Source organism: Herbidospora daliensis (assembly GCF_001570585.1).
In the GTDB taxonomy this organism is placed as follows: Bacteria; Actinomycetota; Actinomycetes; order Streptosporangiales; family Streptosporangiaceae; genus Herbidospora; species Herbidospora daliensis.
Genome location: NZ_BBXF01000006.1, coordinates 324,695 through 349,225 on the forward strand (window position 1 = coordinate 324,695; position 24,531 = coordinate 349,225).

24 protein-coding genes are annotated in these 24,531 nt (G+C 68.6%); 21 read left to right on the forward strand and 3 right to left on the reverse strand.

Annotated features, from left to right (window positions below; translation table 11 throughout):
* Nucleotides 1-29: 29 nt before the first annotated feature.
* The 3 genes from rho to AW274_RS29700 all read left to right on the forward strand — a co-directional run bounded on the left by rho (nucleotide 30) and on the right by AW274_RS29700 (nucleotide 4,307).
* Nucleotides 30-1,997: a transcription termination factor Rho gene (gene rho, locus AW274_RS29690; protein WP_062438876.1), complete on the forward strand. Its 1,968-nt coding sequence runs from the start codon at nucleotides 30-32 to the stop codon at nucleotides 1,995-1,997.
* A gap of 377 nt (nucleotides 1,998-2,374) precedes the next feature.
* A complete protein-coding gene (locus AW274_RS29695; RefSeq protein ID WP_083975014.1) occupies nucleotides 2,375-3,658 on the forward strand; it encodes a sensor histidine kinase in 1,284 nt (427 codons plus the stop codon).
* Nucleotides 3,659-3,662: 4 nt separating this feature from the next.
* Complete coding sequence (locus tag AW274_RS29700) at nucleotides 3,663-4,307, forward strand: response regulator (protein ID WP_062438879.1); 645 nt, start codon at nucleotides 3,663-3,665, stop codon at nucleotides 4,305-4,307.
* A 1,535-nt stretch (nucleotides 4,308-5,842) separates the two neighbouring features.
* Here the strand turns inward: AW274_RS29700 and AW274_RS29705 are convergent.
* Together AW274_RS29705 and AW274_RS29710 are read right to left on the reverse strand one after the other, a co-directional pair.
* The gene (locus AW274_RS29705) at nucleotides 5,843-6,940 is read right to left on the reverse strand and encodes a hypothetical protein (protein ID WP_062438882.1); all 1,098 of its coding nucleotides are present in this window, start codon (nucleotides 6,938-6,940) and stop codon (nucleotides 5,843-5,845) included.
* A gap of 139 nt (nucleotides 6,941-7,079) precedes the next feature.
* The gene (locus tag AW274_RS29710; RefSeq protein WP_062438885.1) at nucleotides 7,080-8,126 is read right to left on the reverse strand and encodes a hypothetical protein; all 1,047 of its coding nucleotides are present in this window, start codon (nucleotides 8,124-8,126) and stop codon (nucleotides 7,080-7,082) included.
* Nucleotides 8,127-8,504: 378 nt separating this feature from the next.
* On the opposite strand from AW274_RS29710, the gene rpmE reads away from it, so the two are divergent.
* From rpmE to AW274_RS29800, 18 genes are all read left to right on the forward strand, one after another.
* Nucleotides 8,505-8,723 (forward strand): 50S ribosomal protein L31, encoded by a 219-nt coding sequence (rpmE, locus tag AW274_RS29715; protein WP_062335800.1) that lies wholly within the window; start codon nucleotides 8,505-8,507, stop codon nucleotides 8,721-8,723.
* A 111-nt stretch (nucleotides 8,724-8,834) separates the two neighbouring features.
* Nucleotides 8,835-9,884 carry a peptide chain release factor 1 gene (prfA, locus tag AW274_RS29720; RefSeq protein WP_062438888.1) on the forward strand — a complete coding sequence of 350 codons (1,050 nt, stop codon included), beginning with the start codon at nucleotides 8,835-8,837 and terminating at the stop codon, nucleotides 9,882-9,884.
* 4 nt (nucleotides 9,885-9,888) lie between these two features.
* Nucleotides 9,889-10,743, forward strand: coding sequence for a peptide chain release factor N(5)-glutamine methyltransferase (gene prmC, locus AW274_RS29725; RefSeq protein WP_062438892.1), 855 nt, complete (start codon nucleotides 9,889-9,891; stop codon nucleotides 10,741-10,743).
* 13 nt (nucleotides 10,744-10,756) lie between these two features.
* Nucleotides 10,757-11,404, forward strand: a complete 648-nt coding sequence (locus AW274_RS29730; RefSeq protein WP_062438895.1) for an L-threonylcarbamoyladenylate synthase — start codon at nucleotides 10,757-10,759, stop codon at nucleotides 11,402-11,404.
* A gap of 87 nt (nucleotides 11,405-11,491) precedes the next feature.
* Entirely contained in the window at nucleotides 11,492-14,020 is a 2,529-nt protein-coding gene (locus AW274_RS29735) for a hypothetical protein (RefSeq protein WP_062438898.1), read from the forward strand.
* Between the two features lie 9 nt (nucleotides 14,021-14,029).
* The gene (locus AW274_RS29740; protein WP_062335810.1) at nucleotides 14,030-14,416 is read left to right on the forward strand and encodes a hypothetical protein; all 387 of its coding nucleotides are present in this window, start codon (nucleotides 14,030-14,032) and stop codon (nucleotides 14,414-14,416) included.
* An 82-nt stretch (nucleotides 14,417-14,498) separates the two neighbouring features.
* Nucleotides 14,499-15,662: a glycosyltransferase family 4 protein gene (locus AW274_RS29745; RefSeq protein WP_062438903.1), complete on the forward strand. Its 1,164-nt coding sequence runs from the start codon at nucleotides 14,499-14,501 to the stop codon at nucleotides 15,660-15,662.
* A 119-nt stretch (nucleotides 15,663-15,781) separates the two neighbouring features.
* Nucleotides 15,782-16,201, forward strand: a complete 420-nt coding sequence (locus AW274_RS29750; protein WP_062438906.1) for a Cg1360 family ATP-synthase-associated protein — start codon at nucleotides 15,782-15,784, stop codon at nucleotides 16,199-16,201.
* A gap of 51 nt (nucleotides 16,202-16,252) precedes the next feature.
* Complete coding sequence (locus AW274_RS29755) at nucleotides 16,253-16,468, forward strand: hypothetical protein (RefSeq protein WP_051759411.1); 216 nt, start codon at nucleotides 16,253-16,255, stop codon at nucleotides 16,466-16,468.
* A gap of 61 nt (nucleotides 16,469-16,529) precedes the next feature.
* Entirely contained in the window at nucleotides 16,530-17,324 is a 795-nt protein-coding gene (atpB, locus tag AW274_RS29760; protein ID WP_062438910.1) for a F0F1 ATP synthase subunit A, read from the forward strand.
* 70 nt (nucleotides 17,325-17,394) lie between these two features.
* Complete coding sequence (gene atpE / locus AW274_RS29765) at nucleotides 17,395-17,625, forward strand: ATP synthase F0 subunit C (protein WP_062335818.1); 231 nt, start codon at nucleotides 17,395-17,397, stop codon at nucleotides 17,623-17,625.
* 32 nt (nucleotides 17,626-17,657) lie between these two features.
* Nucleotides 17,658-18,206, forward strand: a complete 549-nt coding sequence (locus AW274_RS29770) for a F0F1 ATP synthase subunit B (RefSeq protein ID WP_062438912.1) — start codon at nucleotides 17,658-17,660, stop codon at nucleotides 18,204-18,206.
* Nucleotides 18,206-19,009 carry a F0F1 ATP synthase subunit delta gene (locus tag AW274_RS29775; protein WP_062438916.1) on the forward strand — a complete coding sequence of 268 codons (804 nt, stop codon included), beginning with the start codon at nucleotides 18,206-18,208 and terminating at the stop codon, nucleotides 19,007-19,009. The genes AW274_RS29770 and AW274_RS29775 overlap by 1 nt, the downstream gene beginning before the upstream one ends.
* Before the next feature lie 22 nt (nucleotides 19,010-19,031).
* Nucleotides 19,032-20,681: a F0F1 ATP synthase subunit alpha gene (atpA, locus tag AW274_RS29780; protein ID WP_062335825.1), complete on the forward strand. Its 1,650-nt coding sequence runs from the start codon at nucleotides 19,032-19,034 to the stop codon at nucleotides 20,679-20,681.
* Between the two features lie 3 nt (nucleotides 20,682-20,684).
* Nucleotides 20,685-21,587, forward strand: a complete 903-nt coding sequence (locus AW274_RS29785) for a F0F1 ATP synthase subunit gamma (RefSeq protein ID WP_062438919.1) — start codon at nucleotides 20,685-20,687, stop codon at nucleotides 21,585-21,587.
* 1 nt (nucleotide 21,588) lies between these two features.
* On the forward strand, nucleotides 21,589-23,028 hold the full coding sequence (gene atpD, locus AW274_RS29790; RefSeq protein ID WP_062335829.1) for a F0F1 ATP synthase subunit beta: 1,440 nt from the start codon (nucleotides 21,589-21,591) through the stop codon (nucleotides 23,026-23,028).
* A gap of 54 nt (nucleotides 23,029-23,082) precedes the next feature.
* Nucleotides 23,083-23,484: a F0F1 ATP synthase subunit epsilon gene (locus tag AW274_RS29795; RefSeq protein ID WP_030450992.1), complete on the forward strand. Its 402-nt coding sequence runs from the start codon at nucleotides 23,083-23,085 to the stop codon at nucleotides 23,482-23,484.
* 21 nt (nucleotides 23,485-23,505) lie between these two features.
* Nucleotides 23,506-23,883 carry a DUF2550 domain-containing protein gene (locus tag AW274_RS29800; protein WP_062438922.1) on the forward strand — a complete coding sequence of 126 codons (378 nt, stop codon included), beginning with the start codon at nucleotides 23,506-23,508 and terminating at the stop codon, nucleotides 23,881-23,883.
* Here the strand turns inward: AW274_RS29800 and AW274_RS29805 are convergent.
* Complete coding sequence (locus AW274_RS29805; RefSeq protein WP_062438925.1) at nucleotides 23,848-24,531, reverse strand: hypothetical protein; 684 nt, start codon at nucleotides 24,529-24,531, stop codon at nucleotides 23,848-23,850. The genes AW274_RS29800 and AW274_RS29805 overlap by 36 nt on opposite strands.

Genomic DNA, 24,531 nt, shown 5'->3' on the forward strand with positions numbered 1-24,531 from the left:
GGCGCCCGACCCCTGGGAAGGACCCTTAGTTGAGCGACACCACCGAACTCCTCGCCGACGCACCCGTCGGCGACGCCCCCACGACCGCGCGCCGTCGCCGCTCCGGCACCGGCCTGTCGGCCATGGTTCTCCCCGAGCTGCAGGCGATGGCCTCCGGTCTCGGCATCAGCGGCACCGGCCGCATGCGGAAGAGCCAGCTCATCGCGGCCATCCAGGAGAAGCAGGGGGCGACGGCCCAGCCCGCCGCGGAGAGCAAGCCCGAGCCCAAGAGCGAGCCCAAGGCGGAAGCCGCCCCGGCTGAGCGGCCCACCAGAGCCCGTCGGGAACGTTCCTCCGCCCGCGCCGCCGCCGCGGCGCCCGCCGAGGCCCCGGCCGAGGCTCCCGCAGAGCGTGTCGAGTCCGCCCCGCCGGCAACCCTCGAGCCTACGGTGCAGACGACCCCGACCGTCGTGGAGCAGTCCGAGGCCCCGTCCGAAGGCCGTGAGCAGCGCGGCGACCGCCGCGAGCGTCGTGGCCGAGGTGAGCGTGGCGAGCGCGGCGAGCGCCGTGAGCGCGGCGACCGTCAAGACCGCGGCGACCGCCAGGACCGTCAGGACCGCGGCGACCGCAACGAGCGTGGCGACCGTGGGGGCCGCAACGACCGTCAGGACAGCCGGCCCGACAACCGCCAGGACCGGCAGGACCGTCAGGACAGCCGGCAGGACGGCCGTCCCGACAACCAGGGCCAGAACCAGGGCGGTCCCGGCCAGGGCGGCCCGCAGGACGACGACCCGCGCGGCCGTCGTGGCCGCTTCCGCGAGCGCAACCGCCGCGGCCGCGACCGTTTCGGCGACGCCAACGAGCCCGTGGTCAGCGACGACGACGTCCTGATCCCGATCGCCGGCATCCTCGACATCCTCGACAACTACGCGTTCGTGCGCACCAGCGGCTACCTGCCCGGCGCCAACGACGTCTATGTGTCGCTGGCCCAGATCCGCCGCAACGGCCTGCGCAAGGGCGACGTCATCACCGGCGCCGTCCGCCAGCCGCGCGACGGCGAGCGCCGCGAGAAGTTCAACGCGCTGGTCCGCCTCGACACCGTCAACGGCATGGAGCCCGACCAGGCCCGCCAGCGCCCCGACTTCAACAAGCTCACGCCCCTCTACCCGCAGGAGCGCCTGCGGCTGGAGACCGAGCCGAACATCATGACCACGCGGATCATCGACCTGGTCAGCCCGATCGGCAAGGGCCAGCGTGGCCTGATCGTGTCGCCGCCGAAGGCCGGCAAGACGATGGTCCTCCAGGCCATCGCCAACGCGATCACCCGCAACAACCCCGAGTGCCACCTGATGGTCGTCCTGGTCGACGAGCGTCCCGAAGAGGTCACCGACATGCAGCGGTCGGTCAAGGGCGAGGTCATCCACTCGACCTTCGACCGTCCGGCCGAAGACCACACCACCGTCGCCGAGCTGGCCATCGAGCGCGCCAAGCGCCTCGTGGAGCTGGGCCACGACGTGGTCGTCCTGCTCGACTCGATCACCCGCCTGGGCCGCGCCTACAACCTGGCCGCCCCCGCGTCGGGCCGCATCCTGTCGGGTGGTGTCGACTCCACGGCCCTCTACCCGCCCAAGCGCTTCTTCGGCGCCGCCCGCAACATCGAGAACGGCGGCTCGCTGACGATCCTCGCGACGGCCCTGGTCGAGACCGGCTCGAAGATGGACGAGGTCATCTTCGAGGAGTTCAAGGGCACCGGCAACATGGAGCTCAAGCTCAACCGCTCCCTGGCCGACAAGCGCATCTTCCCCGCGGTCGACGTCGACGCGTCCGGCACCCGCAAGGAAGAGATCCTCATGGGCAAGGACGAACTCCAGGTCATCTGGAAGCTGCGCCGTGTGCTCCACGCACTCGACATGCAGCAGGCCCTTGAGCTCCTCCTGGAGAAGATGAAGGAGACCAAGAGCAACGTCGAGTTCCTGATGCAGGTCCAGAAGACCACCGTCAGCAACGACCGCGACTAGCACCTCTTACGGCGATCTCCACGATCGCCGGGCGAAAGACCCCGGGCACCGTCCGGGGTCTTTTTCTTGCTTCCGTTACGGCTCCCGCCTACCCCGGCCCCGCCCGCCGTCTCCGCCCCTGTGCCGCATCCGGCGCCAACCGGCCGCACCCGGCCCACACCGCAACGACCGCAGATCAGCGGTATTCGTTGGCGGCCTGCTCCCGAAACGCGTCTTCGGTGACGGTGTTTCGACAGGCGTCCATTAAGACGCCCTTATGCGCACCGCCCCGGCGCCCATTTCCGGCTTCACCCGACATCACCGGGCAAACCGGGGGGTTACCCCCACCCCGTTCGCTCCATACCCCCGGCACGCTGCCCTTTGGCATCCTCGACCCCATGGAGCGAAGGTTGCGGGACAGGGTCCCCTTCGGCCCGTGGGGCCCTCTGGGCATCGCCGTCGACCCGGACACGTGGAAGGCGGCGCCCTACTTCATCGTCGCCCCCGCCCTCGGCACCGCCTGTTTCGTCGGCCTCGGCCTGGCGTTGCCGCTTTCCCTGGTCCTGGTCCTGGTCTGGGTCGGACTGCCCATGCTCGCGGTGCTGATCCTGCTCTGGCGGGCGGTCGCCTTCGCCGAGCGCCGGCTGGTCCGCTGGACGCTCGGCGTCGACATCCCCGACCCCTACCGCCCCCGCCCCGACGGCGGCCTCTACGCCCACCTGCGGTGGCTCTTCGTCGACCTGGCCACCTGGAAGGACCTGGGTTACGTCCTGCTGCTCTGCCCCCTGGGCCTCCTGGAGTTCCTCGTCGTCTTCGGCCTGTGGTCACTGGGCCTGGAACTGCTGTTCCTCCCGCTGCCGATGGTGCTGACCGACCGCACGATGACCGCCTGGTTCGTCGAGGTCTCGACGGTCCCGGAGGCCGTGCTGGTCATGCTGATCGGCGTGGTCACCCTGGTGGCGGCCCTGTACGCCCTCAAAGCCGCCGCACTGGCCCACGGCTGGGTGGCCAGGGCGCTCCTGGGCACCGACGACCGCAAGCTGCTCCTGGCCCGCAACGAGGATCTGAGGGCCAGCCGAGCCCGGGGCGTCAACGCCGCCGAGTCCGAACGCCGCCGCATCGAACGCGACCTCCACGACGGCGCCCAGCAGCGCCTCCTCGCGGTCGCCCTCGACCTCGGCCGCGCCCAGGCCAAGTTCGACGACGACCCCCAGCAGGCCAGAATCCTGGTCGAAAGCGCGGCGGCGGGCGCGAAGGCGGCCATAGCCGAACTGAGAGACCTGGCCAGAGGCATCTACCCGGCGATTCTCACCGACCGCGGCCTCGACGCCGCCCTCTCATCCCTGGCCGCCCGCGCCCCGGTGAGGGTCGAGGTGACCGTGGAGATCACCGACCGCCCCCCGGCGGCGGTCGAGAGCATCGCCTACTTCGTCGTGGCCGAAGCGCTCACCAACATGGCCAAATACTCCGAAGCCACCGAGGCGAGCGTGAAGGTGAGCAGAGCGGTCGACAGGGTGGTCGTGGAGATCGCCGACAACGGCATCGGTGGCGCGGTCGTCCGCCCAGGTGGGGGCCTCAACGGCCTGGCCGACCGCGCGGCCACCATCGACGGCGTCCTGACCGTCGACAGCCCGCCCGGCGGTCCCACCCGCATCAGAGCCGAGCTGCCGTGCGTATGGTGACCGCATGCGTGTCGTGATCGCCGAAGACTCGGTCCTGCTGCGCGAGGGCCTGTCGCGGCTCCTGGCCGACGGCGGAATCGAAACCGTGGCGGCGGTGGGCGACGGCCCTTCGCTGGTGGAGGCGGTGGACGTACACAACCCCGACCTGGCCGTCGTCGACGTGCGCATGCCCCCTTCCCACACCGACGAGGGCCTGCGCGCCGCCCTGGAGATCAGATCCCGGCGTCCGGCCTTCCCGATCCTGGTCCTGTCGCAGTACGTGGAGGAGCGCTACGCCACCGACCTGCTCGGCGCCGGCGCCCAGGCGGTCGGCTACCTGCTGAAGGAGCGCGTGGCCGAAGTGGCCGAGTTCCTCGACGCCGTCCGCCGCGTCGCGTCGGGCGGAGCGGTGATCGACCCCGACGTGGTAGTCCAGCTCCTGGGCCGCCGCCGACTCCCACACGAACGCCTGACCGCCCGCGAAACCGACGTATTGGCCTTGATGGCCGAAGGCCGCTCCAACAGCGCCATCGCGGCCCGCCTGGTCGTCTCGGAGGGCGCCGTCGAGAAGCACATCTCCAGCATCTTCCTCAAACTGGCCCTCGACCCGGCGCCCGACGACCACCGGCGCGTCCTGGCAGTACTGGCCTATCTCGGGCACCGTCCCTGAAAATCCTTCTTCCGTTACGGCTCCGCCCACCCCGGCACCGCCCGCCGTCTTCACCGCGCCCCGCATCCGGCGCCACCCGGCCGCGCACGGCAGACCCCGAAACGCCGCGGAACTTTGGCGCGAAACGGCAATACGGACGGGCGTGGATGATTACGCCCAAGAATGCGCCCGAACGACAGACCCGACCATGCCCGGCGACCAAGACGATCCACTCGTGATTGCTTGTAGCGGACACGGGTCAAAGCGCCTGCCAAAGCGACTCGCGCCGAGTTTCTGCGACAGAGGCGATCAGGCGCGGCGAAGACGATTCGCCCCGAGCGACTGCGGCGAATCCGGGCCATGGACGCCAGGGACTATCTGGGGCAAGTGCGATCTTGTTTAGCGGCGAAAAACGATTCGCATCGAACAGTTCTGGCGGGCACGGGTTACATGCGCGGCCGCCAAAGCGACTCGGTCACCGCGGCGACCGGGAGCGGCCCGTAGATGTGCGTGAACTCGAAGATTTTGCGTGGCAGAGGCGTTGGAGTCGTGACCAGTGCGACTTGCGAAGTTCCTGCTGCAGACGGCGTCGTGAGCAGACATCGAGGTGAGTCGTCGGGAGTTGTGCGGCGGACATGGTCGTGTGCATAGGCGAACGCGACTTGCCCGGAGTCCCGGACCGGACCCGGTCATGCGCGGCTGCTGAGTCGATCCTGCGGCCGACCTGTTCAGGGAAGCCGGCTGAGGCGGCTCACGTGAAAATCTGGGGCGACCCGGTCGAGCGCAGCCGTTGAGGCGACCCGCGTGGGGGACCCTGCGATGACCGGAGCGAAGACAGCTGTAGACGCGACCGGTGCGGGGTTTCTGCGGCGGATGCGGTCATGCGGCTGCTTGAGCGGCTTGCCGGGAGACTCAAGGGCGAACCAGGTGCTGTGCGGCGAATCAGGTGACCCGCCCGGAGTATCTGTGGCGGACATGTATAGGGCGGCGAATGAGGTGTCCGCCCGGTCTCTGCGGTGGGCAAGGTCATGGGCGGCTGCTGAGGTGCTTCACCCTGAGCTTCTACGACGGCCGTGGCCGAGTGCGACCGCTGAGGCGGCCCGCCCGAGCCCGCCCACCCGGGAGCCGGATCAGCTTCGCCCACAGGACCGACGTTTCCGCGCCGCTCACCCAGGTCTGTGGAAAACCCCTCAGCACCGGCTCAGGCACCAAGCCGTCCCACTGCAAGGCTGCAGGTGGCGATGCCGTGTCGCCCACGCCTCGCCCTCCAACCTGCTCCCGCGCAGTCGCGTCGGTCCTCGGGCTCAGGACCCCCGGAGGCGTGTCGGCCTTCGGCTCAGGATTCGCGCAGGCGCGCCGCCTTCAGGCACAAGACCCACGCAGGCGCGCCGCCCTTCAGGCACAAGACCCGCGCTGGCACGCCGGCCACCCGCTCTGGCACGCCGGCTTTCGGGCACAAGACCCGCGCAGGCAAGGCCGCCCTTCGGGCGCGAGAAAGGGGCGCCCCTTCCGGGACGCCCCTTTCGCATGAAGCCTTATGCGTGCCTAGGACGACGTCAGCGGACGTCGACCAGCTTGTACGCCGACAGCGACGAGTTGGTCGCGCTGGTGCTGGTCGCCTGAAGGCGCCAGTAGCCGTCGTACTTGGGCTTGACGGTCTTGCTGTACTTGCCCGTCGAGTTGGCGCCCACGTAGCCGACGAACTTCCAGGTCTTGGTGCCCTTCTTCTTGAAGTAGAGCTTGAGGATCTTCTTGGACCACGCGCCCCACTTGCTGGTGCCGCGGTAGACCTTGCCGTAGATCTTGACCGTCTTGCCCTTCTTCACCTTCGAGGGCGAGACGGCGATGGTGATCTTCGACTTGGCCTTGGCGGCCTTGGTGAAGCCGTCGACCGAGAAGCCCTTGACGAAGCTGTAGCTCTTCGAGCCGCGGGTCACGTTGACCTTGAGCTGCCAGCTGCCGGTCGGCGCCTGGTCGTCGAACGAGGCCGAGCCGTGGTAGCTGTCGTCGGCCTCGAGGCCGCTGCTCAGCGAGTAGTAGTCGCCGGAGGAGGCGTGCTCGAAGCGGACGCCGGTGACCTTCTCGTCGCCGTACTTCTCGAGCTTGAAGTTGGCGAAGACGTCGACCTCGTCGCCCTTCTTCAGCTTGACCGGGTCGGGGTCGACGTTCGCCGAGCTCACCCGGGTCGCCGCGACGACGGTGATCGTCTGCCAGGTGGCCGGGTAGTTCGGTGCGGTGGTCACGCCGTTCTCGGTGTAGGCCGTGCGGTACTTCCAGGTGCCCGGCTTGTCGTTCGACGCGACCGGGATGGAGGCGGCGACCTCAACGCTGCTGGCCGGAGCGGGCGTCGCGCTGACGACCGGGATGTCGGCAGCGGTGCCCGCGTGGGCGCTGGCGTCGGCCTCGTCCGGCTTGAGGAACTGGACGTGCACCTTGCCCGGCTTGTCGCCGCCCTTGTCGTAAGGGTTGGTCACCTTCAGCTTGAAGGGGATCTTGTCGCTGCCCGACGGCGGAATGAACAAGTCGGTGAAACCGGTGCCGACCGCGTCGACGGATCCGTCGGCGGCGTAGGCGGGTGCGGCGATGACGGCGCCGGTGGCGAAGAGAGCCGCCCCCGTGGCGGCCGCGACCATGAGCCGCAGGCTCTTGCGCATGTAAGGCCCCTTACATGAGTGATTATTGGGAGAAATGTAGCTTGTGAGAATAACGTGACATGGGCCCACGTGTGCACACGTGGGCCCATTCGTCACCTATACGGCTTGCGTCAGGGGTTGATGGCGCGAGCCGTACAGATCAGCGAACGTCGACGAGCTTGTACGGCGAGTACGAGGACTTCGTCAGGGAGGTGGCGGTCGCCGCCATCCGGAAGTAGCCGTCGTACTTGGGCTTGATCGTCTTGCTGTACTTCCCGGAGTTGTTGGCACCGACGTAGCCGACGAACTTCCAGCTCTTGGTGCCCTTCTTCTTGAAGTAGAGCTTGAGGACCTTCTTCTTCCAGACGCCCCACGACTTAACGCCGCGGTAGACCTTGCCGTAGATCTTGATCGACTTGCCCTTCTTCACCTTGGTGGGTGCGATGGACATCGTGATCTTCGACTTGGCCTTCGCCGCCGGAGCGGAGGTCTTGCTGACGGTGAAGCCCTTGGTGAAGGCGTAGGTCTTCGTGCCGCGCGTGATCGTGAACTTGATCTGCCAGGAGCCGGCCGGAGCGTCGGTTCCCATCGTCACGAAGTTGTAGTAGCTCTTGTCGTCGCCCTCGAGCGAGGTGCCGAGCGAGTAGTACTCGCCGCTCGACGGGTGCAGCGCGCGGACCTGCTTGAGCGTCTCGCCGCCGAACTTCTCGATCGTCGCGCTGAAGCCGACGTCGGTCGCGCCCTTGAGCACGACGGGGTTCGGGTCGATGCCGACGTTCGTGACCCTGGTGGCCGGGGTGACCGTGAAGGTCTTCACTTCCTGCCAGGTGTCCGGCGCGGCCGTCGCGGTGGGAGAAGGCGACGGAGACGCCGTCGTCGGGGCCGCGATCGGCTCCGCCGAGATCTGCAGCCTCCAGCGGTCACCGGGCTTGTCGTTGTTCTGCACGGTGAAGTTGCCGGAGATCTTCGAGGTCGCGCCCGGCTGGGTGGTGACCTTGGCGAGCTGGGTGACGCTGGCGGTCCGCCAGTTCACCGTGACGCCCGCGCCGGGGTTGTAGTCGGGGGTGACTCGCGCCCAGATCTTGTACTTGGGAGCCCAGGAGTCGCCGAACTTCCCGTGATAGGCGTCTGCCACATCGAACGAGAACGACATGATGTCCTGGGTGACCGGCGGGATGAACGTGTCGTTGACGACGGCGTTCGTCACCGTGACGGTCGCAGCTGAAGCGGGGGAAGCGGCGATGGCCACACCGCTGGCGAAGAGTGCCACCCCGCTGGCGCCTGCAATGAGCAGTCGCAGGCCTTTCCTCATCGAATCCCCTAACTAAGGTAATTTTGAGGGAAAAGCTCGGGTTTGAGCAGGGCGAGCCTAGTGGGGCCCCTGTGACCAGTCCACATGCGCGGTGACCTTCTCACGGACTTCCCAGGCATCGTTCAGCGACGACCCCGGGAATGCGCGATGGCCTGGGAGGGTTCTCCGATCTGGCACACTGGTAGCCGAACCGTTGCGGTTCCGGTTCCCGCCCCCCTGGACTCCAGGCTGACAGAGGCGATCCGGCGACCGCGCCCCGGAGAGGAAATAGGTATGAAGGCCGACATCCACCCCACCTACGTCGTCACCAATGTGACGTGTTCGTGCGGTAACACGTTCACCACGCGCAGCACCGCCAAGAACGGCACGATCCACGCGGACGTCTGCTCCGCGTGCCACCCGTTCTACACGGGCAAGCAGAAGATCCTCGACACGGGCGGCCGCGTGGCGCGCTTCGAGGCCCGGTTCGGCAAGAAGGCCGCGGGCAAGTAGCTCCTTCCCAGACGCCGGCTCGGAACCGTCCTCCTCTCGCAGGAGACGCGCCCGGGTCGGCGTTCGTGGTGAAAGGGCCTACTCGATTCGACCAGCAGGAGGGGACGCGCGGTGAACCTCGACGAGCTCATCAGCGAATACGCCGATCTCGAGCTGAAGCTCGCTGACCCGGCCGTGCACGCCGACCAGGCGAAGGCCAGGCAGTTCGGGAAGCGTTACGCCCAGCTCACGCCGATCATCGGCACCTACCGCGAGCTCGGCCAGGTGCGCGACGACATCAAGGCGGCCCGCGAACTCGCCGGCGAAGACCCCTCGTTCGCCGAGGAGGCGGCCGAGCTGGAGGCCCGCGTCCCCGCTCTGGAGGAGCGGCTGCGCCACCTGCTGGTGCCCCGCGACCCCAACGACGACAAAGACATCATCATGGAGATCAAGGCCGGCGAAGGCGGCCAGGAGTCCATGTTGTTCGCCGGCGACCTGCTGCGCATGTATCTCCGGTACGCCGAGCGCATCGGCTACAAGACCGAGATCATCGACGCCCAGCACTCCGATCTGGGCGGCTACAAAGACGTCACCGTCGCCATCAAGGGGCGCGAAGGCGCCTGGGGGCGGCTCAAGTTCGAGGGCGGCGTCCACCGCGTGCAGCGGGTGCCCGCGACCGAGTCGCAGGGGCGCATCCACACCTCCGCCGCCGGGGTGCTCGTCTACCCCGAGGCCGAGGAGGTCGACGTCCAGATCGACCCCAACGACCTGCGGATCGACGTCTACCGCTCCAGCGGCCCCGGCGGCCAGAGCGTGAACACCACCGACTCCGCGGTGCGCATCACCCACATCCCGACCGGCGTCGTGGTGTCGTGCCAGAACGAGAAGAGCCAGCTCCAGAACAAGGAGTCGGCGATGCGCATCCTCCGGGCGCGGCTGCAGGCCATCGCCGAGGAGGAGGCCAACGCCGCCGCGATGGCCGAGCGCAAGTCGCAGGTCCGCACGGTGGACCGGTCCGAACGGGTGCGCACCTACAACTACCCGGAGAACCGCATCTCCGACCACCGGGTCGGGTTCAAGGCCTACAACCTCGACCAGGTGCTCGACGGCGACCTCGACGCGGTGATCCAGGCCCTGCTCGACGCCGAGCTCGCGGAGAAGCTCGCCGCCGCCGCCACCTGAGCCGATGACCTTCCTCCTGGACGAGATAGCGCTGGCCACCGCCCGGCTCGCCGAGGCAGGTGTGCCGTCGCCGCGCGCCGACGCCGAGGAGATCGCGGCGTTCGTCCACGGCGTGACCCGCGGCACCCTCCACACGGTGAAGGACTCGGAGTTCGACGCCCTCTTCTGGGAGGGCGTCTCCCGGCGCGAGTCGCGCGAGCCGCTGCAGCACATCACCGGCCGCGCCTACTTCCGCTACCTGTCGCTCGAGGTCGGCCCCGGTGTGTTCATCCCGAGGCCCGAGACCGAGGTCGTCGTCCAGTGGGCCATCGACCGGCTCAACGAGATGGACGTCGCCTCGCCGATCGTCGTCGACCTCGGCACCGGATCGGGCGCGATCGCGTTGTCGATCGCCCAGGAGGTCGCGCTCGCGCAGGTGCACGCCGTGGAGATCGACCCGGCCGCCTACCGCTGGGCCAAGCGCAACATCCTCGAACACGGACAGGGCCGGACCTCCCTCCACCCGGAGGACCTCACCGACTGCCTGCCCGAGCTCGAAGGCCAGGTCGACCTGGTCATCAGCAACCCGCCCTACATCCCGCCGGGGGCGGTGCCTCGCGACCCCGAGGTGCGCGACTACGATCCTCGCCGTGCCCTCTACGGTTCGGGCGACGACGGCCTGGGAGAGGTCCGGGCGGTCGAAGCCACGGCCCGCCGCCTCCTGCGGCCCGGCGGCCTGGTCGCGGTGGAACACGCCGACGAGCAGGGCAACGCGGTCTACTGGTTGTTCCCCGAGGGCAACGGCTGGCGCGACGCCCGCCTGCGCCAGGATCTGACCGGCCGCGACCGCTTCGTGACGGCCAAGTACGGCCTGGAGTGACAAGGGAGATCACATGACCCGCCGATACCTCTGTTCCAACCCCGGCGAGCGCGAGTCGGGCCTCATCGACGCCGCGTCGGTCATCAGAGCCGGCGACCTGATCGTCCTCCCGACCGACACCGTCTACGGCATCGGCGCCGACGCCTTCACGCCCTCCGCCGTGCGGGCGCTGCTGACCGCGAAGGGCCGCGGCCCCGACATGCCGGTCCCCGTTCTGGTCGGTACGGTCAGGGCCGCCGGCGCGCTGGTGGAGTCGCTCGGCACCCACGGCCAGGACCTGATCGACGCCTTCTGGCCGGGCCCGCTGACGCTCGTCTTCAAGGCCAACCGCTCGCTCAAGTGGGACCTCGGCGAGACCAAGGGCACCGTGGCCATCCGCATGCCGCTCCACCAGGTCGCCCTCGACCTGCTCAAGGAGACCGGCCCGATGGCCGTCTCCAGCGCCAACCGGTCGGGCAACCCGCCCGCCACCACGGCGGCCGACGCCGAGGAGCAGCTCGGCCAGTCGGTGGCCGTCTACCTCGACGCGGGGCCGTGCAACGACAACACCCCGTCGACCATCCTCGACCTGACCACCTCGGTGCCCCGGGTGCTGCGCAAGGGGGGCATTCCGGTCGACAAGATCCGGGGTGTCGTGGGGTACCTCGCGACCGAGGAGTAGATCCATACCGTCTGGCTATCGCACCGGGTCACCGGGGGCGTGGCGGCCTAGCGTGAGTCGAGGTTTTCGACCCCGGGAGGCTGGCGCATGCCCAAGATCGATGGGATGGACCCCAAACTGGTCCGCGATCTCCTGGCCGAGCTGCGAAGCGCGGCCAAGGAGATGGAGACCATCGAGGCCAAGGCGACCACCACGGTCCGCAACGCGGGTGTGCCCGCCGCGGTGACCTACCGGCCCTCGGCGGTGGCCGACGCCATCGCCGAGATGGACAAGGACGTCACCGCCCGCCTGGCCCTCCTGGAGAAGCGCGAACGCGAACCGGGCACCCACCCGACGACGTCCGGCGACGCCAACCCGGCCCCCAAGCCGACCGCGGGCGACACCGACCCACCCCCGAAGAAGCCTGCGGGCGAAACCGAACCGCCCAAGCAGCCGTCGGGCGACACGGATCCCCCGAAGAAGCCGACGGGCGAGACGGAACCCCCGAAGAAGCCGGCGGGCGAGACGGAACCCCCCAAGAAGGGCGACACCGAGACCCCGGCTCCGAACCGGGGCGACGACTCGAACCCGCCGCCGAAGAAGAGCGACGGGGAGACCGAGCCGCCGAAGACGGGCGACACCGAGACGCCCGCTCCGAACCGGGGCGACGACTCCAACCCGCCCCCGAAGAAGAGCGACGGCGAGACCCCGCCTCCGAAGCAGGAGCCGATCGACACCCCGAAGAAGGACCATCCCGACGACATCGACCAGACGAAGGGCCGGGTCGAGCTCGAGGTCGACGGGACGAAGGTGGTGTCCTACCCGCTCAATCAGGACATCGAGGTGGTCCGCCCGATCGACGACGCGCAGCCCCCGCAGGGCCCCCAGCCCGACGGGAAACCGGGCTACGTCGAACCGCTGGAGCCGACGGTCAAACACCCCGCCCCCCAGCAGGGCCTCGACCCGGGCGACCCCATGGGCCCCTACGTGGGCACGGCGGCCGACAACGTGACGGAAGACCCTTTCCTCAAGAACAACCCCGCCGCCGCCCAGCCCGCACCGCAGCCGGGCCTCGCCCCCGGCGACCCCAACGGCGCCTATGTCGGCACGGCGGCCGACAACGTGACGGAAGACCCGTATCTGAAGAACAACCCGGTCACTCAGCCGGCGCCGCAGCCGGGTCTGGCCCCGGGCGACCCCAACGGCGCCTATGTCGGCACGGCGGCCGACAACGTGACGGAAGACCCGTATCTGAAGAACAACCCGGTCACTCAGCCGGCGCCGCAGCCGGGTCTGGCCCCGGGCGACCCCAACGGCGCCTATGTCGGCACAGCGGCCGACAACGTGACCGAAGACCCGTTCCTGGCCTCCGCTCCACAACTGCCCGCCGACACGACCCTGCTGGTGAACGGCGACGCCGTCGACCCGAAGGCCCTGGCCGCCGCGCAGCCCGGCGACGTGCTGTCGGCCCCGGCGAACCCCATCTCCGACCAGGCCCTCGGCGCGCTCCTCGGCAACGACTCCCAGATCGGTTCGCAGGGCATGCCGACGGCCACCGACGGAAGCGGATCGCCCTCGGGCGCGGGCGGCAACCCGCCCGCCACCATCACCGACGGCGGAAACTCGGGCAACTCCCATAGCAGCGCAGGCGATACGACCTCACCCGCCGGAGGAGGAAACGACGGCCAGTGCGCTCCGAAGGGCGACGGCGGGCCCTCCGGCCAGCAAGGCTCCACCGCCGGGCAGGCAGGGCTCACGAGCGGTCCGACCATGGCCCACTACGGTCCTGCGGGCCTCACGGCCGACGGCCAATACGGCCCCGCAGGCCAAGCCGGTGCGACCGGCCACTCGGGGTTGGCAGGCCAGTCCGGGCCCGCCGATCAGGCCGGCCCTACGGGTCACGCCGGGTCCTCGGGCCTGGCCGGGGCCGAGATCGATCCCAAGAAGCTCGCCGCCGAGCAACCGGGTGACGTCCTGTCCGCCCCGGCGAACCCGATCTCCGACCAAGCCCTCGGCGCGCTGTTGAACATCGATTCGCAGATCGGTCCGCAGGAGATGCCGTCCATGACCGATGGCGGCTCGGGCTCGGAGGGCGGCCCCGCTCAGGGCCCCGGCGCGAATGGTTCAGACCAATCCGCGTCAGGCCCCGCCGCCCAGACGCACTCGTCGGGCGGCGACCTCGACCCCAGGAAGCTGGCCGCCGACCAGCCCGGCGACGTCCTGTCCGCCCCCGCCGATCAGCTCTCTGACCAGGCACTAGGCGCTCTGCTCGGGTTCGACGACCAGATCGGCCCGCAGGAGAGCCCGTCCATGGCCGCCGCGGGTTCCGGCTCGGAGGGCGGTCCCGCGCAGGGCCCCGCAGGGGACGGGTCAGGGCAGGCGTACACCAGTGGTCCAGACCAATCCGACCCCCGGCGGCTGGCCGCCGAGCAGCCCGGCGACGTTCTGTCCGCTCCCGCGAAGCCGGTCTCGGATGAGGCGATTCTCGCGCTGATGGACGTCCACGCGCAGATCGAGCCGGTCGACATGCCGAGTGTCTCCGTACCGGCAGGGGAGTGGGGCACGGGCGCGTGGGTGCCCGAGGACATCGAGCCCGACGGCCCCGCCGGTTCCGTCGCTCCCGGTCAGCCCGCGTAAGGAGATCCGATGAGTTATCTCGACCCGCCCGCGCCCCGGCCGCTGCAGCCGGGGGAGACCCCGCCCGCCGCGAACGGGAACGACCTGCTGATTCCGGGCGGCCAGGCGACGACCTGGGTGTTCAATCCCGAATACCAGCGCCTGGTCGACCTCTGGTTCCAGGTCATGCCGCTGATGGAGAAGATCTCGACGCTGCTCGACCGGCCCTACACGCTCGCGCGGAGCACCGACACGTGGAACGCCGACGTCGCGAAACGGTACGTCCAGCAGATCTCCGAATGGCGCACCCGCCTGGGCCTTTACCGCCAGGCCGTGCTCACGTCGATCAGCGACGAGGCCGCCGACACCCCCCGGTGGGTGCCGAGCAAGGCCGGCGCACCGCACGCGTACTCGTAAAGCTGCGCTAGCGTCGTCGTAAAGAGACGGTCTGGGTACTTCGCCCGTCTCAACTGGTCCGTTGATCCGGGAAACTGGTGCCGTGCGCGAATACTTCTTCGTGGGCCTTGTCACTGCCGTTGTCACCTACCTGCTGGTGCCTCCGGTCCGGGCCTTCGCGCTGCGCATCGGCGCCGCTCCCGAGGTCAGGGAGCGCGATGTGCACAAGGTGCCGACCCCCCGGCTGGGTGGTCTGGCCATGTTCGGCGGCATGGCCGCCGGGCTGCTGGCCGCCTCCCACCTGCCGTGGGTCGGCGACGCGCTCAATCTGGAACAGTCCGGTCAGACCACTCCCGCGCTGCTCGCGGCGGGCGGGCTGATCGTGGTGACCGGCTTCCTCGACGACTGGCTGGGCATGGACGCCCTGGTCAAGCTCGGCGGCCAGGTGGCGGCGGGTGGTCTGCTGGTCTACTACGGGGTGTCGCTGCGGTCGCTGCCGCTGCCCGAGAGCATGGGCGGCAACGTCTTCCTCGACACGAACCTCCAGGCCGTGATGACGATCCTGGTCGTGGTCGTCGCCATCAACGCGGTCAACTTCGTCGACGGGCTCGACGGCCTGGCGGCCGGCATCGTCGGCATCGCGGCCATGGCCACATTGGTCTACTCCATGGTGTTGTCGCAGGACCAGCAGCAGACCCGCATCAACCTGACCGCCGTGGTCGCGGCCCTGCTGGTCGGCATGTGCCTGGGTTTCCTGCCCCACAACTTCAACCCGGCGAAGATCTTCATGGGCGACACCGGCTCGATGCTGATCGGGCTGGTCCTGGCCACCTCGCTGGTGACCATCACGTCGTCGGTGCCGACGACCGCGCTCGACGTCAACCGGTTCGCGCTGGTGTTGCCGCTGCTGCCGCTGGCGGTGGTCGTGTTGCCGCTGACCGACCTGATCATGGCGGTGATCCGGCGCACGAGTGAAGGTTTGTCGCCGTTCGCGCCCGACCGGGGCCACCTGCACCACCGGCTGCTCGACATCGGCCACTCCCACCGGCGGAGCGTCCTGATCATGTACGCCTGGACGTTCATCTTCGCGTTCACGATCGTGGGCCTGTCGCTCGAAGGGGTGCCGCTGATCCTGTTCCCGCTGATCAGCGGGGTCGCGATCGCGGTGCTGGTGGTGTTGTCGAGGCCCAAGGGGCGCAAGGGCGCCCACGCCGCCGACCGGCCGGAGAACCCGCAGGCGAGCCACCACCGGGCGACAACCGGGTGAATTCGCCGCGAAAAGCCAGGTAAAGCCCGTCCCGCGGAGCTTGTGATAGCTTTCACTAACAGCAACCCATAGCCTGGGCGAAGCAAACGCTCGGTTGACAACATGTTCTGGAGTCGTCCATGCAGGCCAACGACGTGCGCGTTCTCAAGGGCGCCGCCGTGCCAACGGTGGCGGTCGGGGTCATAGCGGTCATCGTGTCGGCGATCTTCGCCGGATTCGCGGGGGCGCTCGGCGCCGTCATCGCCCTGGGCCTGGTGGCCGCCTTCTTCACGATCGGGCTCATCGTGGTCACCTGGGCGGGCCGGATCTCGCCGATGGCCATGTTCGCTTCGGCGGTTTTGAGCTATCTCGTCAAGGTGATCGCTATCATGATCACTCTTAGGGCATTCGAGACGACCACCGTCTTCAACCCCAGGGCATTCGCGCTGAGCGTGATCGTCCTCACCGTCGTGTGGACCTTCGGCGAGATGCGCGGCTTCATGAAGCTGAAGCTCCTGTACGTCGAACCCGACTCCAAAGTTCCCGGTCAGGGCAACTGATGGGGTCCGATATGACTAGTCCTTGCGGTGCCTGCTATCGTCGTGCCCGCGATGAGCGAGAAGCAGCGCAGGCCCGAGGACGACGGCCGCGACTTCGCCGACGCCGCCTGGTCAGTACCCAGCTATCTGCTGTCGGGAATGCTGCTTTGGGGTGGCCTCGGCTGGTTGCTGAGCCATTGGACGGGCGTGCACGCGTTCATCCCCATAGGTGTGGTTATCGGGGTAGGGCTGGCCTGCTGGCTCGTCTACCTCAAGCACGGCCGCTGAACGCGCCCGCACAAGCTCTGATTCTTCCAATGATGGTCCACGACGTTGAAGGGAACGCCGCGTGACTACGCTGACGCTCCTCGCCGCTGACGGAGAATTCCAGGCTCCCGGGCCGGAGATCTTCAATTTCCCGCCGCTCTACTCCGGGGCCCCGGTCTGGCTCAACAAGCCGGTCCTCCTCGCGGTGATCGGCGCCCTGATCATCTGCGTGCTCGCCTGGACCGCTTTCGCCAAGCCGAAGCTGGTGCCGCGCGGCATCCAGAACATCGGCGAATACGGCTACACGTTCGTCCGCGACCAGTGCGCCCGCCCGTTCCTGGGCAAGGACGCCGAGCGCTGGATGCCCCTGCTCCTCTCGCTGTTCCTGCTGATCCTGCTGTGGAACTTCTTCGGTGTGATCCCGGTGCTGCAGATCCCGGTGAACTCGCACATCGCCTATCCGATCATCTTCGCGGTGACGATCTACGTCATCAAGGTCTACCTGGGCATCAAGCACCAGGGCGGGATCGGATACTTCAAGAACATGATGTTCCCGCCCGGCCTGCCGAAGGGCGTCTACGTCCTGATGGCGCCGCTGGAGCTGATCTCGAACCTCGTTCTCGCGCCGTTCACCCACGCGGTCCGACTGTTCGCCAACATGTTCGCCGGCCACCTCATCCTGGCCTTCTTCGCCAGCGTCGGCTTCCACTTCCTCTTCGAGCAGCTCACCCCGCTTGGTGCGCCGCTCGGCCTGGTCGGTTTCCTCATGACGACGCTGATGACCGGCTTCGAGATCTTCATCCAGTTCCTGCAGGCGTTCCTGTTCACCATGCTGGCCGCGATGTACATCGGCGGCTCGCTGCACGCCGAACACTGAAAACCTCTCACTGACGTGACCAGACCGGTGAGTAAGAGAACTCACCGGCCGACCAGTAAAGGAAACCGCAATGAGCGTTCTCGCTGAAGTCACCGGCAACATCGGCGCGATCGGTTACGGCCTCGCGGCGATCGGCCCCGGCGTCGGCGTGGGCATCATCTTCGGCCAGGGTGTGCAGGCCATCGCCCGCCAGCCCGAGGCCTACGGCCTCATCCGTCAGAACATGCTGCTCGGCTTCGTTCTGACCGAGGCCCTCGCCCTGATCGGTCTTGTCGCGCCGTTCATCTACCCGACCTCCTGACGCGTTATCCCATCTGACGGAAGGCTGCGCCCATGACTCTGGCAGCTACGGTTCTGGCGGCGGAGGAGAACAACCCGCTCCTCCCGCACACCTACGAGCTGGTCGTCGGCGGTCTCGCGTTCCTGCTCGTCTTCCTCGTCGTCGGTAAGATCCTCACCCCGCGCATCCAGAAGACTCTGGCCGAGCGCACCGAGGCGATCGAAGGCGGGATCCAGAAGGCGGAGAACGCCCAGGCCGAGGCCCAGGCTGTGCTCCAGCAGTACCGCGACCAGCTCAACGAAGCCCGCCAGGAGGCCGCCCGCCTCCGGGAAGAAGCTCGTGAGCAGGGCGCGCAGATCAAGGCCGACCTCCGCGAGGAGGCCCAGGCCGAGGCCCGGCGCATCGTCGAGGCCGCCCACGCCCAGATCGAGGCCGACAAGGCGCAGGCGCTCGCGCAGCTGCGTTCCGAGATCGGCCGCCTGTCGACCGACCTCGCCGGCCGTATCGTCGGCGAGTCGCTGGAGGACGAAGCCCGCCAGCGTCGCGTCGTCGACCGGTTCCTCGAGGAGCTCGAGGGCTCCGGGACGACGGCGGTCCGCTGATGCAGGGCCTGAGCAGGACCTCTCTGGTCGACGTCGAGGAGCGTTTCAACAGCGTGGCCGGGTCTGCCGACCTGGGCACGCTGGCCGATGAGCTCTTCGCGGTCGCCTCGCTTTTCGACCGGGAGCCCGGTCTGCGCCGTTCGCTCTCCGACCCGTCGCGTCCGGCCGAGCAGAAGGCGCAGACCATCCGCGCCCTGCTCGAGGGCAAGGTCTCGACGGCGGCGCTGGAGACGACGGTGGCCGCGGTCGAGGCCAAGTGGTCGCGCTCCGGTGACCTCGCCGACGCCGTCGAGCGTCTCGGCGTGATCGCCGCCGCGAGCGAGGCCGAAGCGGCCGGCCGTCTCGACGACGTCGAAGACGAGCTGTTCCGGTTCGGCCGCATCCTCGCCGCCAACGCCGATCTGCGCCGCGTGCTGGCCGACCCGGCCGCCGTCGGCAAGGAGACGCTCCTGGCCGACCTGCTCGGGGCCAAGGTCGCACCGACCACCCTGCGCCTCGTCTCCCAGGTCGCCGCACACCCGCGCGGACGTAGCCTGGAACGAGGCCTGGAGGAGTTCGGCCGCCTCGTCGCCCTGCAGCGGCAGCGACTGGTGGCGGTCGTCACCAGCGCGGTGCTGCTGTCCGACGCGCAGAAGCAGCGGCTGGCGAACTGGCTGCGGGCCACCTACGGCCGTGACGTCCACCTGAATGTCGAGGTGGACCCGAAGGTGCTCGGTGGGTTCTCGATCAAGATCGGGGACGAGATCATCGACACCACCATCGCCGCACGTATTGAAGAAGTCCGCCGCCGGTTGGCCGGCTAGGCGAATAGGGAGACAGGAAGAGATGGCGGAGCTGACGATCCGGCCGGACGAGATCCGGGACGCGCTTGAGCGCTTCGTCCAGGCGTACGAGCCGGAAGGCGCGGCACGTGAGGAGATCGGGACCGTCGTCGACTGTGGCGACGGTATCGCCCATGTCTCCGGCCTTCCCTCGACGATGGCGAACGAGCTGCTCGAGTTCGAGGACGGCACGCGTGGCCTGGCACTGAACCTGGACGTCCGGGAGATCGGTGTCGTTATTCTGGGCGACTTCAGCAAGATCGAAGAGGGTCAGTCGGTGCGCCGCACCGGCCAGGTCCTCTCGGTCCCGGTGGGCGACGGCTTCATGGGCCGCGTTGTCGACCCGCTGGGCAACCCCCTCGACGGCAAGGGCGCGATCGAGGCCGAGGGCCGTCGTGCCCTCGAGACCCAGGCGCCGTCCGTCGTCCAGCGGCAGCCGGTGAAGCAGCCGCTGCAGACCGGCCTTAAGGCGATCGACGCCATGACGCCGATCGGCCGCGGCCAGCGCCAGCTGATCATCGGCGACCGCGGCACAGGCAAGACGGCCATCGCGGTCGACACGATCCTGAACCAGAAGGAGAACTGGCTCTCCGGCGACCCCGAGAAGCAGGTCCGCTGCGTCTACGTCGCCGTCGGCCAGAAGGGTTCGACGATCGCCCAGGTGAAGGGCCGCCTCGAAGAGGCCGGCGCGATGGAGTACACCACCATCGTGGCCGCTCCGGCGTCCGACGCCGCGGGCTTCAAGTACCTCGCCCCCTACACCGGTTCGGCCATCGGCCAGCACTGGATGTACCAGGGCAAGCACGTCCTCATCATCTTCGACGACCTGACCAAGCAGGCCGACGCCTACCGCGCCGTCTCGCTGCTGCTGCGTCGTCCGCCGGGCCGTGAGGCGTTCCCCGGCGACGTCTTCTACTTGCACTCGCGGCTGCTCGAGCGTTGCGCCAAGCTCTCGGCCGACATGGGCGGCGGCTCGATGACCGGTCTGCCGATCATCGAGACCAAGGGCAACGACGTCTCGGCGTTCATCCCGACCAACGTCATCTCCATCACCGACGGCCAGTGCTTCCTGGAGACCGACCTGTTCAACGCCGGCGTCCGCCCGGCGATCAACGTCGGTGTCTCGGTCTCCCGAGTCGGCGGTTCCGCGCAGATCAAGGCGATGCGCAAGGTGGCCGGCACGCTCCGTCTGTCCCTGTCGCAGTACCGTGACCTGGAGGCGTTCGCCGCCTTCGCGTCCGACCTCGACGCGGCCTCCCGCGCCCAGCTGGAGCGCGGCGCCCGCCTCGTCGAACTGCTCAAGCAGCCGCAGTTCTCCCCGTTCCCGGCCGAGAAGCAGGTCGTCTCGGTGTGGGCGGGCACCTCCGGTGAGCTCGACGAGGTCCCGCTGGAGGACATCCGCCGCTTCGAGTCGGAGTTCCTCGACTACGTCGGCAGCACCCAGAAGGGCGTCTTCGACGGCATCCGCGAGAGCGGCGAGCTCTCCGACGACACCGTCACCGTGCTGAAGGACTCGATCACCGAGTTCAAGAAGGGCTTCACCACCTCGTCCGGCGACCTGCTGGTCAAGGACGAGCCGGTGGCCCCGCTCGGTGCCGACGAGGTCGGCCAGGAGAAGATCGTCAAGCACGTGCGGAAGCCGGAGGCGAAGTAGCCGATGGGCGCCCAGCTTCGACTGCTGCGGCGGCGGATCAAGTCGGTCAAGTCCACGGCGAAGATCACCCGCGCGCAGGAGCTCATCGCCTCGTCGCGCATCGTCAAGGCTCAGCAGCGCATGCAGGCCGCGGTGCCCTACGAGCGGGAGATCACCCGCGCCGTCACCGGTGTCGTCAGCAACACCTCCTCCGTCGACCACCCGCTCACGGTGGCCAAGGAGAACCCGGCCCGCGCCGGCGTGCTGATCATCACCAGTGACAGCGGCTTCTGCGGCGGCTTCAACGCCAACCTGCTGCGCGAGGCCGAGGCCCTGCGCGGCCTGCTGGAGTCGCGCGGCATCCGGGTCACGCCCTTCGTCTCCGGACGCAAGGGCGTGGGCTGGCACGCGTTCCGCCAGCGCGAGATGGGCGGCCAGTGGGTGGGCTTCTCCCGTAAGCCGTCGTACACCGACGCCAAGGAGATCGCCGACACGCTGATCGAGTCGTTCAAGGCCGAAGACGGGATCGACGAGATCCACATCGTCTCGACCGAGTTCGTCTCGATGCTGACGCAGAACGTGGTGGTGAACCGCATCCTGCCGCTGGAGGTCGTCGAGACGACCGAGGCGCCCAAGGACGGCCCGCTGCCCTACTTCGAGTTCGAGCCCTCGGCCGGTGCCGTGCTCGACTCGCTGCTGCCGCGCTACGTGGAATCGCGCATCTTCTCCGCGCTGCTGCAGTCGGCCGCCTCCGAAGAGGCCGCCCGGCGCCGCGCGATGAAGTCCGCGACCGACAACGCCAACGAGCTCATCCGGGTTTTCACCCAGAAGATGAACCAGGTTCGTCAGGCGGAGATCACCCAGGAAATCAGCGAGATCGTCGGCGGCGCGAACGCGCTCGCCGACTCCGCCGCGGGGAAAGAGTGAAATGACCGCACAGACTGTTGAGACCGGCGTGGGCCGCGTCGCCCGTGTCACCGGTCCCGTCGTCGACGTGGAGTTCCCCGTCGAGGCGATGCCGGACATCTACAACGCGTTGAACGTCGACGTCACCCTCGAAGTCGACGGTGAGTCGCAGACCAAGACCCTGACGATGGAGGTCGCCCAGCACCTGGGTGACAACCTGGTCCGGGCCATCTCGATGCAGCCCACCGACGGCCTGGTCCGCGGTGCGGCGGTGTCCGACTCGGGCGCGCCGATCTCGGTGCCGGTCGGCGACGTCGTCAAGGGCCACGTGTGGAACGCCCTCGGCGAGTCGCTCGACGTGCCGACGTCGTCCATCAAGGTCACCGAGAAGTGGGGCATCCACCGCCCCTCTCCCGCCTTCGACCAGCTCGAGTCGCGCACCGAGATGCTGCCCACCGGCATCAAGGTCATCGACCTGCTCACCCCTTACGTCAAGGGCGGCAAGATCGGCCTGTTCGGCGGCGCGGGCGTCGGCAAGACGGTCCTCATCCAGGAGATGATCCGTCGAGTCGCGCTGAAGTTCTCGGGCACCTCGTGCTTCGCGGGCGTCGGCGAGCGCACCCGTGAGGGCAACGACCTCTGGCTGGAGATGGAGGAGGCCGGCGTCCTCAAGGACACCGCCCTCGTCTTCGGCCAGATGGACGAGCCCCCGGGCACCCGTCTGCGCGTGGCGCTGTCGGCGCTGACGATGGCGGAGTACTTCCGCGACGTGCAGAAGCAGGACGTGCTGCTCTTCATCGACAACATCTTCCGCTTCACCCAGGCCGGTTCCGAGGTCTCCACGCTGCTCGGCCGCATGCCCTCCGCCGTGGGTTACCAGCCGACGCTGGCCGACGAGATGGGCGTGCTCCAGGAGCGCATCACCTCGACGCGCGGTCACTCGATCACCTCGATGCAGGCGATCTACGTGCCCGCCGACGACATCACCGACCCGGCCCCGCACAACGCGTTCGCCCACCTCGACGCTCAGACGGTTCTGTCCCGTCCGATCTCCGAGAAGGGCATCTACCCGGCGGTCGACCCGCTCGACTCCACCTCCCGCATCCTCGACCCGACCGTGGTCGGCGAGGAGCACTACGCGGTGGCCCAGGAGACCAAGCGGATCCTGCAGAAGTACAAGGAACTGCAGGACATCATCGCCATCCTCGGCATCGACGAGCTCTCCGAAGAGGACAAGGTCACCGTTCAGCGGGCCCGCCGCATCGAGCGTTTCCTGTCCCACCCGATGTACGCCGCCGAGGCGTTCACCGGTCAGCCGGGCGAGTTCGTCCCGCTGGACGAGACCATCGCCTCCTTCAAGGGCCTGTGCGCGGGTGAGTACGACCACCTGCCCGAGCAGGCGTTCTTCATGGTCGGCGGCATCGAGCAGGCCATCGCCAAGGCGAAGGAACTGACCCGCTAATCATGCGGCGCCGGCGCGGCCTCCTGGCCGCGCCGGTGTTCTTGGAGGGAAGAGATGGCAAAGCTGCAGGTGGGCGTGGTCTCACCGGAGCGTGAGATCTGGTCTGGCGAAGCCGACATGGTGATTGCCAAGACCGTCGAGGGCGAGATCGGTATTATGCCGAATCACGCGCCCGTTATCGGCGTCCTCGTCGAGGGTGGCGTGCTTCGCGTCAAGCGTGACGGCAACGCCGACCTGGTCGCCGCCGTACACGGGGGCTTCATCTCGGTCGCCGCCAACGAAGTGTCGGTGCTCGCCGAAGCGGCCGAGCTCGGTTCCGAGGTCGACGTGGCCGCGGCCAAGGACGCTCTCCAGAGGGCCCAGGCCGCGATCGAGTCCAGCCAGGACGACGCGGACGCCCAGCTGGAGGCCAAGCGCAACGCGGCCCGCCTCCGGGCGGCCGGCGAAGAGGTCTGAGTTTCAGAAGGAGGGGCAGCGGTGGAGCTACTCATAGGGTTGGCTCTGCTCGCTGCCCTGTTCTGCATTCGTGTCATCGCCCTGGCCTCCCGCCGGGGGACGGTGGTCTGTTGTGTACGAACCGGCACCCGGAAATGGCAGAGCGGAGTAGCCCGCTACGCCGGAGGAGAGCTCCACTGGGTGCCTTTCGCCGGAATCCGTCTGAGGCCGCGCCACGCGATTGCGAGGCGCGGCCTCGTCGTTTCCCGCCGCCGCCCGCTCGACGCGGGTGAAGGTCCCGAGGGCTACTGGACGGTCGAGGCCGGCGCGGTCAGCATCGCGATGAGCGAAGACGCGCTCACGGGCTTCCTGGCCTGGCTGGAGTCAGCCCCCCCGAGCGCCCACCTCGACGCGGTCTAGGTTCCAGGTCGCGAAGGTCACCGCGAGCCTGCGCGCCCCCGCCACCAGGAGCGGCAGGGCGATGAGCCAGCACCGGAAGGCGGCGACGGCGCCCTGGTTCACGTGCTGACCGTTGCCTTGGACCGGCGGGGCCAGGTCGCTGGCGACCACGGGCGCGAGACAGAGCACGACGACCGTGAGCACGAGGACCGCGCCCGCGCCGATCGTCTGGGTCCGCCGATGAGCGCGGACCGCCAGCAGGGTGATCGCCCCCGCGCACACCAGGGCCGGTGAGACCTCTTTGGTCACCCAGTGGACCAGCATCGTCGTGCCGAACCACTCGCTGTCGGGCATCGGGTCCTCGAAGTAGAGGATCGCGTCCGGTGCGCCCTTGAGGTCCTTGTAGGTGCCGCGCCAGACGCCGCCGGTGAACGCGGTCAGGAAGACGCCCCAGGTGCCCGCGCGCAGGGCCGCCGCGATCACCGCGGCGCCGGCCGCGAACATGCCCAGGACGACGCCCTTGGTCAGTCCGTTGGTGAACGGGATCCACTGGTTCCACGGGTAGTTGTCGACCGTCAGGGCGGTCCAGGCGCCGACCGCGCCCCAGGCCACCACGCCCGCGGCGATCCCGGTGGCGAACAAGTTGCCGATCCGGTTCCTGGGCAGCAT